This window comes from Bifidobacterium sp. UBA744 (genome assembly GCA_002298605.1).
Taxonomy (GTDB): Bacteria; Actinomycetota; Actinomycetes; order Actinomycetales; family Bifidobacteriaceae; genus Bifidobacterium.
The window spans coordinates 64,448-80,261 of record DBKS01000055.1; the positions used below are offsets into that span (position 1 = coordinate 64,448).

15 protein-coding genes and 1 tRNA gene are annotated in these 15,814 nt (G+C 61.5%); 4 read left to right on the plus strand and 12 right to left on the minus strand.

Features of this window, described 5'->3' with window-relative positions; genetic code table 11:
* Nucleotides 1-54: 54 nt before the first annotated feature.
* Genes B2994_RS05950 through B2994_RS05960 form a run of 3 tightly spaced genes read right to left on the minus strand, consistent with a single transcriptional unit; the run spans nt 55 to nt 2,929 of the window.
* Entirely contained in the window at nt 55-1,467 is a 1,413-nt protein-coding gene (locus B2994_RS05950; RefSeq protein ID WP_291527448.1) for an NAD(P)(+) transhydrogenase (Re/Si-specific) subunit beta, read from the minus strand.
* A complete protein-coding gene (locus B2994_RS05955) occupies nt 1,464-1,778 on the minus strand; it encodes an NAD(P) transhydrogenase subunit alpha (protein WP_291527449.1) in 315 nt (104 codons plus the stop codon). The genes B2994_RS05950 and B2994_RS05955 overlap by 4 nt, the downstream gene beginning before the upstream one ends.
* A complete protein-coding gene (locus tag B2994_RS05960) occupies nt 1,775-2,929 on the minus strand; it encodes an NAD(P) transhydrogenase subunit alpha (protein ID WP_291527450.1) in 1,155 nt (384 codons plus the stop codon). The genes B2994_RS05955 and B2994_RS05960 overlap by 4 nt, the downstream gene beginning before the upstream one ends.
* Before the next feature lie 233 nt (nt 2,930-3,162).
* Between B2994_RS05960 and B2994_RS05965 the strand changes: the two genes are divergently transcribed.
* Complete coding sequence (locus B2994_RS05965; protein ID WP_414630655.1) at nt 3,163-5,190, plus strand: AMP-dependent synthetase/ligase; 2,028 nt, start codon at nt 3,163-3,165, stop codon at nt 5,188-5,190.
* 51 nt (nt 5,191-5,241) lie between these two features.
* Here B2994_RS05965 and era read toward each other — a convergent pair whose 3' ends face one another.
* The 6 genes from era to B2994_RS05995 all read right to left on the minus strand — a co-directional run bounded on the left by era (nt 5,242) and on the right by B2994_RS05995 (nt 10,652).
* Nucleotides 5,242-6,210: a GTPase Era gene (gene era / locus B2994_RS05970; protein WP_291527452.1), complete on the minus strand. Its 969-nt coding sequence runs from the start codon at nt 6,208-6,210 to the stop codon at nt 5,242-5,244.
* Complete coding sequence (locus tag B2994_RS05975; protein WP_414630652.1) at nt 6,200-7,648, minus strand: hemolysin family protein; 1,449 nt, start codon at nt 7,646-7,648, stop codon at nt 6,200-6,202. Before B2994_RS05975 ends, era begins: the two co-directional genes overlap by 11 nt.
* A gap of 47 nt (nt 7,649-7,695) precedes the next feature.
* On the minus strand, nt 7,696-8,232 hold the full coding sequence (gene ybeY / locus B2994_RS05980; RefSeq protein WP_291527453.1) for an rRNA maturation RNase YbeY: 537 nt from the start codon (nt 8,230-8,232) through the stop codon (nt 7,696-7,698).
* Complete coding sequence (locus B2994_RS05985; protein ID WP_291527454.1) at nt 8,222-9,406, minus strand: PhoH family protein; 1,185 nt, start codon at nt 9,404-9,406, stop codon at nt 8,222-8,224. The genes ybeY and B2994_RS05985 overlap by 11 nt, the downstream gene beginning before the upstream one ends.
* A gap of 15 nt (nt 9,407-9,421) precedes the next feature.
* Complete coding sequence (locus B2994_RS05990; protein WP_291527455.1) at nt 9,422-9,760, minus strand: histidine triad nucleotide-binding protein; 339 nt, start codon at nt 9,758-9,760, stop codon at nt 9,422-9,424.
* A 97-nt stretch (nt 9,761-9,857) separates the two neighbouring features.
* A complete protein-coding gene (locus B2994_RS05995) occupies nt 9,858-10,652 on the minus strand; it encodes a 16S rRNA (uracil(1498)-N(3))-methyltransferase (RefSeq protein WP_291527456.1) in 795 nt (264 codons plus the stop codon).
* A gap of 105 nt (nt 10,653-10,757) precedes the next feature.
* Here B2994_RS05995 and B2994_RS06000 point away from each other — a divergent pair.
* The 3 genes from B2994_RS06000 to glgC all read left to right on the plus strand — a co-directional run bounded on the left by B2994_RS06000 (nt 10,758) and on the right by glgC (nt 13,178).
* Nucleotides 10,758-10,849, plus strand: a tRNA-Leu gene (locus B2994_RS06000).
* 92 nt (nt 10,850-10,941) lie between these two features.
* Nucleotides 10,942-11,838, plus strand: a complete 897-nt coding sequence (locus tag B2994_RS06005; protein WP_291527457.1) for a TrmH family RNA methyltransferase — start codon at nt 10,942-10,944, stop codon at nt 11,836-11,838.
* Nucleotides 11,839-11,933: 95 nt separating this feature from the next.
* Nucleotides 11,934-13,178 (plus strand): glucose-1-phosphate adenylyltransferase, encoded by a 1,245-nt coding sequence (gene glgC / locus B2994_RS06010; RefSeq protein WP_291527458.1) that lies wholly within the window; start codon nt 11,934-11,936, stop codon nt 13,176-13,178.
* 133 nt (nt 13,179-13,311) lie between these two features.
* Here glgC and B2994_RS06015 read toward each other — a convergent pair whose 3' ends face one another.
* The 3 genes from B2994_RS06015 to B2994_RS06025 are packed head-to-tail and all read right to left on the minus strand — an operon-like array spanning nt 13,312 to nt 15,783.
* Nucleotides 13,312-13,893, minus strand: a complete 582-nt coding sequence (locus tag B2994_RS06015; protein ID WP_291527459.1) for a metal-sulfur cluster assembly factor — start codon at nt 13,891-13,893, stop codon at nt 13,312-13,314.
* Nucleotides 13,894-13,919: 26 nt separating this feature from the next.
* Complete coding sequence (gene sufU, locus B2994_RS06020) at nt 13,920-14,465, minus strand: Fe-S cluster assembly sulfur transfer protein SufU (protein WP_291527460.1); 546 nt, start codon at nt 14,463-14,465, stop codon at nt 13,920-13,922.
* Nucleotides 14,466-14,508: 43 nt separating this feature from the next.
* A complete protein-coding gene (locus B2994_RS06025; protein ID WP_291527461.1) occupies nt 14,509-15,783 on the minus strand; it encodes a SufS family cysteine desulfurase in 1,275 nt (424 codons plus the stop codon).
* Nucleotides 15,784-15,814: the final 31 nt, after the last annotated feature.

Below are 15,814 nucleotides of genomic sequence, written 5' to 3' on the forward strand. Positions count from 1 at the left end.
AAAGGGCCGGTTCCGAACATCATTCGGAACCGGCCCCATCGCACCGCGCAACCATCAGGCGAGCAATTCCTTGACCGCAGCAATCACCGCCTGCAGCGAAGCCTTGGCATCGCCGAAGAGCATCTGCGTGTTGTCGTTGAAATACAACTCGTTCTGAATACCGGCATAGCCCTTGCCGCGGCCGCGCTTCATCACCACGACGTTCTGGGCCTTGTCGACGTCCAGGATCGGCATGCCGGAAACCGGGGTGCCCGGACGGCGGGCGGCCGGGTTGGTCACGTCATTGGCGCCGACGACCAGCGCGACGTTGGCGGACGGGAACTGCGGGTTGATGTCGTCGAGATCCACCAGCTCCTCATACGGCACATTGGCCTCCGCGAGCAGCACGTTCATATGGCCGGGCATACGGCCGGCCACGGGATGAATGGCATACGCGACCTCGACGCCATGACCTTTCAGCAGCTCACCGAGATCGGCGAGCTCACGCTGGGCCTGGGCCTGGGCGAGACCGAAGCCGGGCACGAAAATGACCTTGTCGGCGTACACCAGCTGCACAGCCAGATCGTCAGGCGTGGTCTCCTTCATGGTGCCTTCGGGACCTTCGCCGGCACCGGCGACTCCGTTATCGCCGCCAAAGCCACCGGCCAGCACACTCACCAGCGGACGGTTCATGGCCTGGGCCATCAGAATGGACAGCGTGACACCGGCGGCGCCCACCAAGGCACCGGCGACGATCAGGGCGACGTTGTCGATGGCAAGGCCGGACATGGCGACGGCCGTGCCGGTGCAGGCGTTGAGGACGGAGATCACCACGGGCATGTCGGCGCCGCCGATCGGAATCACAAACACCAAGCCGTAGCAGAGCGCAAACACAGTCGTCGCGATGCTCCACAGCAGACGCTGGCCGGGCTGCACGCACAGCATGACGAAGCTGACAAGCGTCAGCACGATGAACAGCACATTCCACACGGCCTTGCCGGGAAGGGCCACCTTGCGAAGGAACGCAACCCCCTGCAGTTTGCCCGCCGCGATGAGGGAGCCGGTGAAGGTGACCGAGCCGATCAGCACGCCCAGGCCGGCGGTGATCAGCACCACCAAGCTCGGGACGTTTTCCGAAGTCAGGATATCGTTGAGGGCGACCAGCGCGGCGGCGCCGCCGCCGACGGTGTTGAACACGGAAACCAGCTGCGGCATATCGGTCATCTTGACCTTCTTGGCCGAAACCACGCCGGCGACCGCACCGATCGCGATGCCGACGACCAGCACGATCACGGAGGTCGAGGACACAAAACCCTGCACGAACAGGTGCACGAAGGCCATCACCACGGCGATGACCATGCCGACTGCGGAAATCTGATTGCCCCGTCGGGCGGTTTTCGGCGAGTTCATAAAGTGCAGGCCAACGACGAACAGCACGGCGGCCAGCAGATATGCGAACCAGGCGACGATGTCAATGACGGAATTCACTTGACGCCCTCCTTGTCGTCATTTTTTGCGGGCTTCGACGACTTGAACATTTCAAGCATGCGATCGGTCACCACATAGCCTCCCACCACGTTCATCGTGCCCAGCACGGCGGCCAGGAAGATGAACGCATAGGCAAGCGGCGTATTGGCGTGCGCGGCCACGATGACCACGCCGACGATGACGATGCCGTGAATCGAATTGGCACCCGACATCAGCGGGGTGTGCAGGGTCGCGGGGACCTTGCCGATCACCTCGACGCCGATCAGCAGCGCGAGAACGAATAGCGTGATCGCCACCACGAGGGTATTCATGCCTGTGACTCCTTCTTCTCGTTGGCGGACGGGGCGCCGGCCACGACCATGGCTCGGTCGATCTCCTCGTCGCCGCGCATGGCTAGCTTGCCGTCGACAATGAAATGCGTCAGCGTGTCGGCAAGGTTGCGGGCCGCCAGGTTGGACGCGGTGGTCGCCACGCCGCTCGCCAGATCGGGCGCGCCGATCAGCGTGACGCCATGTTCGGTGACCACGGTTTCATTCGGCTTGGACCCATCCACATTGCCGCCCAGATCACTGGCGGCGCAATCGACGATCACGGCGCCGCGCTTCAAACCGTCGACGCCGGTCTTGGTGAGCAGCACCGGCGGCTTGCGGCCGGGAACCTTTGCCGTGGTGATGACCACGTCGAAGCCCGCGGCCTTCTCGTCGACGGCAGCCTGCTGGGCCGCCTGCTCCTCCGGGGTCAGCGCGCGCGCGTAGCCGCCCTCTCCCTGGCCCTTGGAGAAATCAAGGCCCAGATCAAGGAACTTGGCGCCCAGCGACTCGACCTCGCCCTTCGAAGCCGGGCGAACATCGTACGCGGTCACCACGGCCCCCAGGCGCTTGGCGGTGCCGATGGCCTGCAAACCGGCGATGCCGGCGCCGAGGATCAGCACCTTCGCCGGACGGATGGTCCCGGCGGCGGTGGTCATCATCGGGAAGAACGAACCATAGGCGTTGGCAGCCAGCAAGGCCGCCTTGTAGCCCATCACCGAGTTTTGGGAAGTCATCTCATCCATCGACTGGGCGCTGGACAGCTGACGCGGCAGCTTCTCCATGGCAACCGCGGTAACGCCTTTGGATTCCAACGCGGCAACGTAGTCGGCGTCGGTGAACGACCCGAGCATGCCGATCACCCACGAGCCGGCAGGAATGCGGTCAAGCATTTCGTCTGCGGGCCGTCCGAGGAAACCGAACACCTGGGCCTGGGCGAGAATCTCATCTCTCGACGCAACGGTCGCGCCGGCCTTCGCGTAATCATCGTCAGCAAATTGCGCGGCTGCACCGGCACCGGATTCGATAAGACAAGACACGCCGCTCCTGGCGAGCCTGGTAACCAGTTCCGGAGTCAAAGCCACGCGGGATTCGCGGTCATTCGTCTCATTGAAGACGCCATAGACCACGGTGGCTGTCGTGGGCTGAGCCATAATCGAGCCATTCCTTTCGTGTGGATTTCAATTCCGCTCGACAGTGTAATGGATCGACGCGAGCTTGATGCGCGATGGTCCATAAACAGCGGCTCCCCAAACTGTCCATTCAGCTGTGCCACACACTGCGTTTCCTACGGTTGCGTAAGGTGACGAGTCGAATCGAAGAGGCTACACTGCTTCCAAGAAGAAGGCGTCAAACGCAGTTATTCAAGGAGAATGTCGTGTCAATTATGAATTCGCTCAAGGAACGGACGGCCAGCCTCACCAGGAAGGCCCTCAGGCTCGGAGGCGATTTCGCGCACCCCATCAGCGACGACAACTCCAACCTTCCCGACTATGTATCCGACGAACAGATCGAGGCCCACAATGAGGAGATCACGCTGCCTCATACCGACGAATGGGGCCCGGACCACCCGACCAACACCTTCATCGATCCCGCAACCGGGCTGCTGACCACCGAAACCATCGGCAACGCCCCGCTGGACGAAGGCACGTCCATTTACGACATCTACGCCGACCGCGCGCGGCGTATGGGCGACGACCCGTTGTACACCTATAAATCAGGCGATTCATGGACCACGAAAACCGCGAACGAATTCCTCGCCGAGGTGAGGGCCGTGGCCAAGGGCCTGATCCACTATGGCCTTGCCAAAGGCGACGGCGTGGCCTTCATGTGCAAGACCTCATACGAATGGGATGTGGCCGACGCCGCGGTCATGGCCTGTGGCGGCGTGCTCGCGACCATCTACGACACCGATTCGGCCGAGCAGATCCGCAACATCGTCAACAATTCCGACGCGCGGCTGCTGATCGTTCAGACCACCGGCATGCGGGACAAGGCCGACGGCGCCGTTGAGGAATGCGTCTCGCTCGAGCACATCATCTGTTTGGAAACCGGCGGCCTGGACGAGCTGAAGGCCTACGGGGAATCCGTCAGCGACACCGAACTGGACGCCCGCATCGATTCGGTGAAGAAGACCGACCTGTGCTCCATCGTCTACACCTCCGGCTCCACCGCCGCGCCCAAGGGCGTGGAAATGACGCATGAGCATTACTGCCAGACCGCCCTGAACCTGCCCGACTACATGCCCGAACTGCTGCACGACAAGAACAAGTCCATCCTGCTGTTCCTGCCGCAGGCCCACTCCTTCGCGCGGGCCATCAACTACATTGTCGCCGCATCCAACCTGCGCATCTATATCGCCCAGGGCATTTCCACGCTGATCGCGGACATGCAGGTGGCACGGCCGTCCGTGATGATCGTGGTTCCCCGCGTACTGGAAAAGGTGTATAACGCCGCCTCGCAAAAGGCCGGTCACGGCGCCAAGGGCATGGCGTTCGCAGCCGCCGTGGTGGCCGCGCAGAACTACATGGCCGAGGTCAGCGACCGAGGCAGGGCCAGTGTCGTCACCAAGGCCAAGCGCGCGGCCTTCGACCCCGCGGTGTACCAGTCGCTGCGCCAGGCGCTGGGCGGTCGCGCCGAATGGATCGTCTGCGGCGGCGCCCCGCTGGATCCGGAGCTCATGTCGTTTTTCCGCGGCGCCAAAGTGCCTGTATACGAGGGCTATGGCCTTACCGAAACCACCGCTCCCTGCGCGTTCAGCCCGCTTGGGGTTCCATTCCACCAGGGTTCAGTGGGCGTCGCCTTCCCCGGTTTCCAATTGCGCATTTCCGAAGAGGGCGAGATTCAGGTCAAAGGCCGCGCGGTATTCCACCGATACCACAAGAACGAGGAGGCCACCGAAGACGCCTTCACCAAAGACGGCTGGTACGCCACGGGCGATCTCGGTAGGATCGACGACGATGGTTTTCTCTACATCACCGGTCGCAAGAAGGATCTCATCATTACCGCAGGCGGCAAAAACGTCTCCCCCGGGCCCATCGAGGAAGTGATCCAGCGTTGCGAAATCGTATCGCAGGCCTTGGTGCTGGGCGACAAGCGACCGTTCATTTCGGCCCTGATCACCCTTGACGAGCAGACATTGCGCCCATGGCTGGATTCCAAGGGGCTGGACCGGGACATGCCCATGGAGCAGGCCGCGCAAAACGCCGCGGTGAGGGCCGAAGTGCAGAAATACGTCGATCTGGCCAACGAAGGGGTCTCCCGGGCTGAATCCGTCCGAAAGTTCATTATTCTGCCGGAGGAATTCACCCAGGAGAACGGTTTGATGACCGCGTCGATGAAGGTGATCCGCCCGAAGGTCATCGCCCGCTACACGCAGCTGCTCAACACCCGGATGTACACCAAGAGGAAATGACGCGAGATCGCGACGGATCCCGAAGCAGCTTGGGACGGCGAACGGTTTCGGTCAGAAACCGAGCCTCTCAAGTTGTTTCGGATCCGACTGCCATCCCTTGGCCACCTTCACGTGGAGATCAAGCCTGGCCTTCTGTCCGACGATGCGGTTGACGGGGGTTCTCAGCTTCTTCTTGACGTACACAAGATTCTGCGCACCCTTGCCGATAATGATCGGCTTCTGCGAATCACGCTCCACATAAATGGACACGTTCACCTGCGCCTTGCCGTCGTATGCCTCTCCGGTCTCGTTGTCGGAGGGGTAGTCGATGGAATCGACGACCACCGCCAGCGAGTGGGGCAGCTCGTCGTCAAGACGCTCGAGGAGCGCACCGCGGACCAATTCGGCAATGGTGTCCTCGGGCCGCTCCTCGCTGATCTGGTCCTCCGGGTACATCTGCGGGCCTTCCGGGGTGTGCTCGATCAGGACGTTCCGCACTTCCGCGAGATTGTCGTCCTTCAGCGCGCTCACCGGCACGATATCCGCGAAATCGGCGAACTCGTTGAGTTCGATGAGTTTCGACACGAGCTCCTCGCGGGACAGCATGTCGATTTTGGTGAGGATGGCGATCAGCGGGATCTTCCACTTCCAGGTTCCGTCATCGCGCCTGGTGGCGAAATCGGAGCGCAGACGAGACAGAATGCGCCTGTCCCCCGGACCGATTTTCTGATCGCCGGGCAGCAGGAAGGCGACCATATCGACGTCGGACAGCGATTCCTCGACGACATCGTTGAGTCGCTGGCCAAGCAGGGTCCGGGGACGATGGATGCCGGGGGTGTCGACCAGCACCAGCTGGGCGTGGTCAGTGGTGAGAATACCGCGAATCGCCTTGCGAGTCGTTTCCGGCCGTGACGAGGCGATGGCTATATGCGAACCAATCAGCGCATTGATCAACGTGGATTTGCCTACATTGGGGCGTCCCACCACCGCCACGAATCCGGATCGGTATGGCTGTTCGGTTAGGTTTTCGCTATCGTTCATCACTGTCCTTGTCGTTATGCTGATCGGCGGTATCGCCATCATCCTCACTGGATATGGGGGAAGTATCATTCAATCCCGCGGGCTCGACGAGAATCGTCGAAACCTTCTTGCGGCGGCCGGCGGAGTCGATGGCGGTGAGTTTCAACCCACGCGTGACGGCTGAGGCGCCCACGATCGGGACGCGCCCCAAAGCCTTGGTCAACAGACCATAGACGGTGTCCACATCATCCTCGTCCATATCGATTTCGAACAATTCCTCAAGATCCGCGATCGGGGTTCTGGCGGGCAGCTTCCATACCCGATCGCCAACCTGCTCCGGTTCGCTGTGCTGCGTGTGGTCGTGCTCGTCCTCCAACTCGCCGACGATCTGCTCGATCGTGTCCTCGATGGTGACCAAACCAGCGATACCGCCATATTCGTCCACGACAACCGCCACATGCTGACGCTGCTTCTGCATCTGATGGAACAGGTCGTCCACGGGTTTGGATTCGGGCACCAGCAACGGGTCGCGCACGATGGATTCCACAGGTCGCGACATCGCCGAGGGATTGAACGAGGTGGCGCGCACAGCGTCCTTGAGATAGGCGACGCCAATAAGATCGTCCACGTCCTCGCCGATAACCGGTATGCGCGAAAATCCCGAGCGCGAGCATAATTTCAGCATGGACGACAGCGTCCGCTGTTTCTCGATGCAGATCATATCAGTGCGCGGCACCATGATCTCCCGCGTCAGGGTCTCCGATAGCGTGAGCACGTTGCGCAGCATCTCCGACACCTCCGGATCGATGTCGCTTGATTCCACCAAGCGGTCGATCATGGCCCGCCCCTGCTCAAGCTGCATCTTCTCGAGCTCTTCCTCGTCGGACAGCTCCGCTTCGCGAGCGATGCGCTTGCTCATCGAATCCGAGCCTATGCGGGCGAACGGGGTCAGTGCCACGGCAACGCCCACGACGCGCTGATGCTTCAGCATCACATCGGTCGGCTTCAACGAACCGGCCATCCGCGGACGCATCAGCACCGAAACCACGCCGACCAGCAGTGCGAAGACGAAACCCGCAAGGCTCTCCGCCCAGATCGGGGCCCCCAGCAGCTGCGCCACGGCGGCCACCAGGGCGCCATCCAGAATATTGCACACAATGCGGAAGAAGGCACATGATCCGGAAGTGGCGGAACGGTCGATAATGTAGCGCTGCACCTTGTGAATCGCATCGACGCGCTTCATGCGATTGAACGGCGACAGTTCATTGTCGGTCTGAATCTCAAGAATCAGATTATTGAGGCTGGCCCGCGTGACCCTGGCCACGGCCCCCTCCGCGGAGGCCATGGAAAGCGACAGCCAAACCAGCAGCAGGGCAACGACAATCAGTACGACAATAATGGCCAATATGGAGGGGTCTATCATCGAGTATTCGTCAACTCCCAACAATCCAAGATCCATGCGTTGATTGATTATAAGCTTCGCGGGCCGTCGCGGCAAAGCCGCTTTCAATGCCGCCGAGACTTGTTCGAAGCGTCATATTGAGCCAGCAGATCCGGCGACCCCTCCGGCAGAACCGCCATGGGCATGGCGCCCGGACGCAATGCGAGGAACGTGAGCAGCAGCTGGCGCTGGAGACCGAACATCTGACGCTCCTGTTCGGCATTGACATGGTCGTATCCCAGCAGGTGCAGGATGCCGTGAATGGTGAGCAGCAGCATCTCCTCCATGGTGGAATGCCCGGCGGCGGCGGCCTGCTGAGCCGCCACGTACGGGCAGATCACGATATCGCCGAGCACACCCTCGACCGGGGTCTTGCCGTCGCCCGGGCGCAGTTCGTCCATCGGAAAGCTCATGACGTCGGTGGGGCCCTCCAGACTCATCCAGCGCATATGCAGCTGAGCAATCGGCTCGGGGTCGGAGAAAATGACGGAGAGATCGGATTGCGTGCTCACCCGCATCTGGTCCATGACCCATACACCCAAATCGGAGAAGATTTTGGGATCAATGTTCCACGAGGTTTCATTGGTCACTTCAACGCTCATCCGAATCCCGTCCTTGCTGGTCGCCACTCGTATCGGTACGCGGTGCACGAGTCGTCATGCGCCCGGCGCGATGACGGGACAGACGACTATGGTCTCCCTCAATCGCCGCGTGTCTATCGTACGCCTCCACGATCCTGCCGACGAGCCGATGCCGCACCACGTCGTCTGCGTCCAAATGGGCGAAGGCGATGTCGTCGATATCGCCCAGAATGCCCTCGATGGTGGCGAGCCCGGAACGCGGCACCGTCAAATCAACTTGCGACACGTCACCGGTGATCACCATCTTGGTGTTGAATCCCAGTCGCGTGAGGAACATTTTCATCTGCTGCTCGGTGGTGTTCTGGGCCTCGTCGAGGATCACAAAGGCGTCGTTCAGCGTGCGGCCACGCATGTAGGCCAGCGGGGCCACCTCGATGGTTCCGTCGTCCATGTAGTACCGCAGCTGATCCGCTCCCAGCATATCGGACAGGGCGTCATACAGCGGACGCAGATACGGGTCGACCTTGTCGCTCAACGTGCCCGGGAGGAATCCCAGGTTCTCGCCCGCCTCCACGGCCGGACGGGTCAGGATGATGCGCCGGATCCGGCGATCCTGGAAGGCCTGCACGGCCTTGGCCACGGCCAGATAGGTTTTTCCGGTTCCCGCAGGTCCGATGGCAAAGGTGATGGTGTGCGTTTCGATCGCATTGAGATAGGCGATCTGGCCCGCCGTCTTCGCACGGACCGGCACGCCAAGCGCATACGTAACGACTCCGGGGATCTGCACGCGACGGCGCCCCTGATCGCGGCGGCCCGCGTCCGCGTCCCGGACATGCTGGGCGCGGCGTCCGGGGTCTCCCATACGCTCCGTACCGCGCTCATGCGCCCTGCCGGTCGCCTTATGGTGCTGGCTGTTGGGCAGCACCTGCTTGTCCAGGAATCTGCGGACGGTATCCGCGTCCATGGGCGCGCTGTATGCAGCCTGGATGATCGTATTGATCACGTCCTCCGCCCGGCTGGCCTGCATCTCCGAAGATTTGGAACGGTTGAGAATGGCCACCCGATTGCCCCGCACGATGATCGTCAGATCCGGAAAGGCCCGTTCCACCTCACGGATCACCTGATCCGCGGGCCCGAGGACGGTTACCGGATTCAGCTCCGGCGGAAGCGTGATGGTGCGTGTCGTCGTCGCCAACGATTCCTCCGATGACTACTCGTCGAGTTTTTCGCCGGTCATCACATGCGCATGCACATGGAACACCGTCTGGCCCGCGTCAAGCCCTGTGTTGAACACCAGTCGGAACGCGCCGTTATAGGTCTTGTCCGCAATGGACTGCGCAACCTCGACCATATGGGCCAGCTGCCCGGCATCCTCCCTGGCCAGCTCGGCCACATTCGCATAATGCCGCTTCGGCACCACCAGCACATGAACCTTGGCCTTGGGATTGATGTCCTTGAAGGCATAGGTGGTGTCGTCCTCATACACCTTGCTGCTCGGGATGCCCCCCGCGATGATCTTGCAGAACAGGCAGTCTTCGGTATCGCTCATAGCGCTCCTTCGAATCGAGATCGTTTCCGTTCTCCTATGCTAGGACTTCCGCCGGCCATGATCGTTCTTTGACAAGGTTACGTTTCGAAGAATTCCTCTAAAACCTGCCCAGGACCCGCGACAGCAGCGACAATGCCACGGGACCGGCGGTCGCGGCACGCAAAATGTTGCGTCCCAGCACACAGACATGCGCTCCGGTCGATTTGAAGGCAGCCGCCTCGTTGTCGCTGATGCCGCCTTCCGGCCCCACGACCACGTACACGGTGCGGGACCTGCCGTCCGTCAGGCTGGCGTCGGCGAGTTCGCACACCGCTTGTTCGACGCCGTTCCAATCGTTGTCGGCGTCCTGATGCAGCACCACGACCAGGCCGCCATGCACGCAGGCGCGCCGGCATATCGCCAGCACCCCCTTGGAGCTCACATGGTCGGCGAGCTCCGGCCGCCACGCCCTGCGGGACTGCTCGGTGGCGGCGTCGAGCACCGCTCCCCATTTGCGATTCGTCTTGCCGTCTTTCCATTTGACAATGGAGCGATCGGCCTGCCAGGGGATCACCTCGTCCACGCCTATCTGCGTGGCCGCGTCAATGGCCTCCTCGTCACGCCCCTGCTTGGCAAGTGCCTGGATGAGCGCCAGTCTGGTAACCGGCCGGGGTTCGCGCCCCACGGCCTGCACGTGAACCACACCCTGCTCCACGTCATCCACCACAGCCCGGATACGCAGACCATGGCCATCGGAAAGCTGCAGCGTCTCCCCCACACCAATGCGCATTGATTGCAGGGCATGCCGCCGCACCGCGACGGGAAGCTGGATGGTCCAGCCAGTATGCAGCTCATCGGCGTTGACTGGCACGCCTTCGGCTGCGGGATCAAAAAGAAACAATGCGTCGGTCACATCCAGCCATGCTACCCGAAACCCTTGCTATTACATGCGACACTCCGCAAATTGCATGATTGTGATTCAATGCTAGACTATTCAATCGTTGTCTCAACGACACCTGCCCGGGTGGCGGAATGGTAGACGCGCTAGCTTGAGGTGCTAGTGCCTATTTTTTAACGGGCGTACGGGTTCAAGTCCCGTCTCGGGCACCAGACAGACCCCTCGGAAACGAGGGGTTTTTCCATATCACCGGCCATGTCGGCAATTCGGCGCGCATGGCTGCCGGGCAGCGAGAGGACACGCCGTGCAATTCATCGCCATTGATTCCTTCGAAGACAGCCGCGTCGACGCCTATGTCAATCTCACCGAGGTGCAGCTGCGCAATCGTCTGGAACCCGCCAAGGGCATCTTCATCGCCGAATCCCCCAAAGTGATTGATCGGGCGCTGGCCGCCGGGCGCGAGCCACTGTCCCTGCTGGTCGAGGAGCAATGGATCACGGGCATGGCCGATGAATTCGAATTCATCGACGCCCATTGGGGGACTGACGTTCCCGTGTATGTGGCGAACGCCGAGTTGCTCAGGCAGCTGACCGGGTACCGGCTGCACCGCGGCGCCCTGTCCGCCATGCGCCGGTGGCCGTTGCCGTCAGTCGCCGAGGTCTGCCGGGAAGCCAGCCGGATTGCGGTGATGGAGAACATCGTGGATCCCACGAATGTGGGCGCCCTGATGCGATCCGCGGCCGCCTTGGACGTTGACGCCGTACTGGTCACCCCGTCGTGCGGAGACCCCCTGTATCGTCGCGCCGCGCGCGTTTCGATGGGCACGGTGTTCCAGATCCCGTGGACCCGCATCGGCGGCGACGACACCCACTATTGGCCGCGGAGGGGACTGGAGGAGCTCTCGTCACTCGGATTCACCACGGTGGCCATGGCGCTGACCGACGACTCGATTTCCATGGACGATTTGGCACGCCGCCTCAATAGCGGAAACAGCGACCCGAATCACGTGGACAGGTTGGCGTTGATTTTCGGCACCGAGGGCGACGGCCTGTCCCGCCGCACCATCGCCCAGGCGGACCTCACGGTCAAGATCCCCATGGGCCATGACGTCGACAGCCTCAACGTGGCCGCCTCCAGCGCGGTTGCTTTCTGGGCGACGCGTCGAACCGGTACGACACACAACGATGCCCTGAGTCTGTAATCCATGCAATGATGTGAGGCAGGAACACCGAAGTGCGCAATGATGCGCGGAGGTGGCGAACAACGACGCATAACTACAGATGAAGGAAGGAAAAGATGGCTAAGAATCCGAAAGTCCTGTCCATCGTACTCGCGGGTGGCGAAGGCACTCGTCTGATGCCGTTGACCCGCGACCGAGCCAAGCCCGCCGTGCCGTTTGGCGGCGTGTTCCGCCTTGTGGATTTCCCACTGAGCAATCTGGTGAACTCCGGGTACCAGCACATCATTGTGCTCACCCAATACAAGTCGCATTCGCTTGACCGCCACATCTCGCAGGTTTGGCGATTCTCCCCGTTGCTGGGCAACTACGTCTCCCCCGTGCCGGCGCAGCAGCGTCTCGGCAAGCACTGGTATCTCGGATCCGCCGACGCCATCTACCAGACCATCAACATCATCGAGGACGTCCGGCCCGATATCGTGGTGATCGTCGGCGCCGACCACGTCTACCGTATGGACTTCGAGCAGATGGTCCAGTCCCACATCGAATCCGGCGCCGAGTTCACCGTGGCGGGCATTCGCCAGCCGATCGAGGCGTCGAAGTCCTTCGGCGTCATCGAGGTGGATCCGAACCATCCGAACATGATCAGGAACTTCCGCGAAAAGCCCGAGCACACCACCGGCCTTCCCGATGCGCCCGATCAGATTCTGGCCTCCATGGGCAACTATGTGGCCAATACCGATGCGCTGTTCGACGCGTTGGCGAAGGATGAGAAGGCGCAGGACACCAAGCACGACATGGGAGGCGACATCGCCCCGTATTTCGCCGCGCGCAACGCCGCCGGCGTCTACGATTTCACCACCAACGAGATTCCCGGCGCCACCGACAAGGACCATGCGTATTGGCGCGACGTAGGCACCATCAAGCAGTTCTACGATGCGCATATGGACCTGATCGCCTATGTGCCGGAATTCAATTTGTACAACTCCGACTGGCCGATCTACACCATGTCGGGCAATCTGCCGCCGGCGAAGTTCGTGCATGCGGGCCGTGACCGTCTGGGACACGCCACCGATTCGATCGTCTCCCCCGGCGTCATCGTCTCCGGCGGCGAGGTGCATCATTCGGTGCTCTCCCCGAATGTCCGCATTCACTCCTGGAGCCAGGTCGTCGATTCGATCCTCTTCGACAATGTGACGATCAACCGTCGCGCACGCGTCTACAAGGCGATTCTCGACAAGAATGTGGTGTTGACGGAAAATTCCACCGTTGGCATCGATACGGAGCATGACATCGAACGCGGCTTCACGGTCACCCCCGAAGGCATCACCGTGGTTCCGAAGGGCACCATCGTCGACGACTGAAACCCGTCGCATCGCATATGAGCATATGAATTGAGGGACATCGTGATGATGTCCCTCAATTCATATCTGCGCCGATTGTATGCATATCCGCAATGTATCCGCACACGTCAACGGCCGCAGTGGACCACGGCGATCAGTATTGTGGCATATTGTCGAAGTTGAATCCGATGGCGGCCAGCTGCTCGCGGCCTTCCGGCGTGATCTTCTCCATAGTCCACCGGGGCTGCCAGGTCCAGTCGATGCGGAATTCCTCAACCAGTCCGGCCAGCACGCTCGCGCATTCATCCTCGATCAGATCGGTAAGCGGACATGCCGGTGTGGTAAGCGTCATGGTGATGATCGCGCGGCCAAGCTCGTCAATCTCGATGCCGTACACCAAGCCGAGATCAATCACATCGATGCCAAGTTCAGGATCAATGACCTGATGCAACGCCTCCTTGACATCCTGCGCGGTGGCGCGACCGATATCATCCACGGCCTTGATCGGAATGTCGGGATCCGACGGATCGTTCTCCTCCTGGCATCCGCACGACCCCTGATGCTCGCCGTGACCGCAGGCGCCATCGTGCTTCGACTCCTGGGGATGGCCCTCCGGGAAGCCCTTGGCAAGATTCGGATTGGCCATGACGCGCCGGGAAGCCTCCTCGTCTTTCAACACACCGTTCACGGCGTCGAATACGGAAGCGGTGGGTTCGGGGACCAGATTGTCGCTCATTGTTTCTTCCTCCTGGTAATTCCGCATTATTTCGCAGCCAAAGCTTTGGCGACCGAATCCTTCAGGCCTTCCCAACCCAACAGCGCGCACTTGATGCGCATGGGATATTTGGACACGCCCTGGAACACCACTGCGTCGCCAAGGCGATCCTCAGCCGCTTCGTCGTCCAGACCGGCGCCACGAGATTGCATAAGGCGGTGGAACAGGCGTTCCAGGCCCATGGCCTCGTCAACAGTGGTCCCCTCAACCAGATCCACCATAATCGACAGACTGGCCTGGCAGATCGAACAACCGTGGCCATCCCATACCAGACGTTTGATGACATGGGGCTCATCGTCGGAAATCTCCACATGCACGGTGGCCTCATCACCGCAGGTGGGATTGAACTGATGGGATTCGCCAGGCGTGCAATACTCATGCGAAGCACGAATCGTCGTGTCGCCCGCACTGCTCCCCTCCACGGCCGCGTCGGCAGCGAAATGCTCCCGGCCATGCGGATTGCGTGCGGCCTCGAGGATGACCTCTTGATACATCTGTTCGAGGCCGTCGCCGCTCATACCAAAATCGTTCATAGCTCTCTTTGTAGTGATGCTAGGGAAAACGCGCCAGAGCGTATCACTCAGCGCCGAAAAAACGACGAATGCCCTTGCATGCCTCAATCAGGGCACGCGCGTCATCGACGCTGTTATACACACCCGTGGAGGCACGGTTGGAGGCATACAGGCCGAAATGACGATGCACGGGCTGTGCGCAGTGATGCCCGACACGAACGGCGATGCCCTGCGCGTCAAGATACTGGCCGACATCATGGGGATGCACCCCGGCCACGTCAAACGCCACCGTGCCAATGCGGCGCACGTTCTCACGAGGCCCGAGAATGCGGAACCCATCCAGATCCGCCAGCTTCAGCAACTCGGCGGCAATGGTTTTCTCATGCTCCTCGACATTGGCCATGCCGATGCGCATCATCCAGTCGGCGGCCGCTCCGGCGGCGACCACCTGGGCCACCGGCTGCGTGCCGGCCTCGAAGCGCGCCGGCGGCGCCATATACTGAGCTTCCTGGTCCATCCACGCCAGTTCCACCATGGAACCGCCGAAATTGGCGGGCGGCAGCGCCTCGAGCAGCTCACGCTTGCCATAGAGGAATCCCACGCCGGTGGGACCGTACATCTTGTGTCCGCTCCATGCGGCGAAATCCACATCCAGGGCGTGGAAATCCACGGCGAGATGCGGCACCGACTGGCAGGCGTCGAGCACGACCACGGCGCCGACCTCATGGGCGCAGCGAACAATCGGGGCGATGTCGGTGATGGCACCGGTGACATTGGCGACATGGCAGACCGCCACCACCTTGGTGCGCTCGGTGATCACCTCATCGGCGGTGTCGGAGCGAATACGGCCCTCCTCGTCCAAGTCGAGCCACTTCAGGGTCGCCCCCGTACGCATCGCAAGCTCCTGGAACGGCAAAAGCACCGAATGATGCTCGGCCTTGGAGACGACGATTTCGTCACCGGGCTTCAGGCTGAAACGGCGAGCCGCCTCCCCTCCCCGCCCAAGGCTGGCATTGCCGAAGGCCGTGGCGAGAAGATTCAATCCGGCGGTCGCCCCGCCCGTGACGACGATCTCCTCCTCACCTTCGGCCGCGTTGGCGCCGACCAGCCGAGCCACCTTGGCCCGGGCCTGTTCGAACGCTTCGGTGCTGAGCGCCGCAAGTTCGTGGGCACCGCGGTGAACGCCCGCGTTGATGGTGCGGTAGAAGTCGGCTTCCGCATCAATCACGCACCGGGGCTTTTGCGATGTGGCCGCCGAATCGAGATACACCAACGGATGCCCATGGATCTGCTGATCCAGAATGGGAAATTCACCGCGTATCGTTGCAAAATCCACCATTGCTATCGCCTTCCCTGTCTGTCTCGATGAT

What these genes read in the sequence shown, in the direction of transcription:
- B2994_RS06025 (WP_291527461.1), bottom strand. Translation starts at nt 15,783, where the DNA reads ATGGTGGATTTTGCAACGATACGCGGTGAATTTCCCATTCTGGATCAG.
- sufU (WP_291527460.1), bottom strand. Translation starts at nt 14,465, where the DNA reads ATGAACGATTTTGGTATGAGCGGCGACGGCCTCGAACAGATGTATCAA.
- ybeY (WP_291527453.1), bottom strand. Translation starts at nt 8,232, where the DNA reads ATGAGCGTTGAAGTGACCAATGAAACCTCGTGGAACATTGATCCCAAA.
- B2994_RS06015 (WP_291527459.1), bottom strand. Translation starts at nt 13,893, where the DNA reads ATGAGCGACAATCTGGTCCCCGAACCCACCGCTTCCGTATTCGACGCC.
- B2994_RS05955 (WP_291527449.1), bottom strand. Translation starts at nt 1,778, where the DNA reads ATGAATACCCTCGTGGTGGCGATCACGCTATTCGTTCTCGCGCTGCTG.
- B2994_RS05990 (WP_291527455.1), bottom strand. Translation starts at nt 9,760, where the DNA reads ATGAGCGATACCGAAGACTGCCTGTTCTGCAAGATCATCGCGGGGGGC.
- glgC (WP_291527458.1), top strand. Translation starts at nt 11,934, where the DNA reads ATGGCTAAGAATCCGAAAGTCCTGTCCATCGTACTCGCGGGTGGCGAA.
- era (WP_291527452.1), bottom strand. Translation starts at nt 6,210, where the DNA reads ATGAACGATAGCGAAAACCTAACCGAACAGCCATACCGATCCGGATTC.
- B2994_RS05965 (WP_414630655.1), top strand. Translation starts at nt 3,163, where the DNA reads ATGAATTCGCTCAAGGAACGGACGGCCAGCCTCACCAGGAAGGCCCTC.
- B2994_RS05975 (WP_414630652.1), bottom strand. Translation starts at nt 7,648, where the DNA reads ATGGATCTTGGATTGTTGGGAGTTGACGAATACTCGATGATAGACCCC.
- B2994_RS05960 (WP_291527450.1), bottom strand. Translation starts at nt 2,929, where the DNA reads ATGGCTCAGCCCACGACAGCCACCGTGGTCTATGGCGTCTTCAATGAG.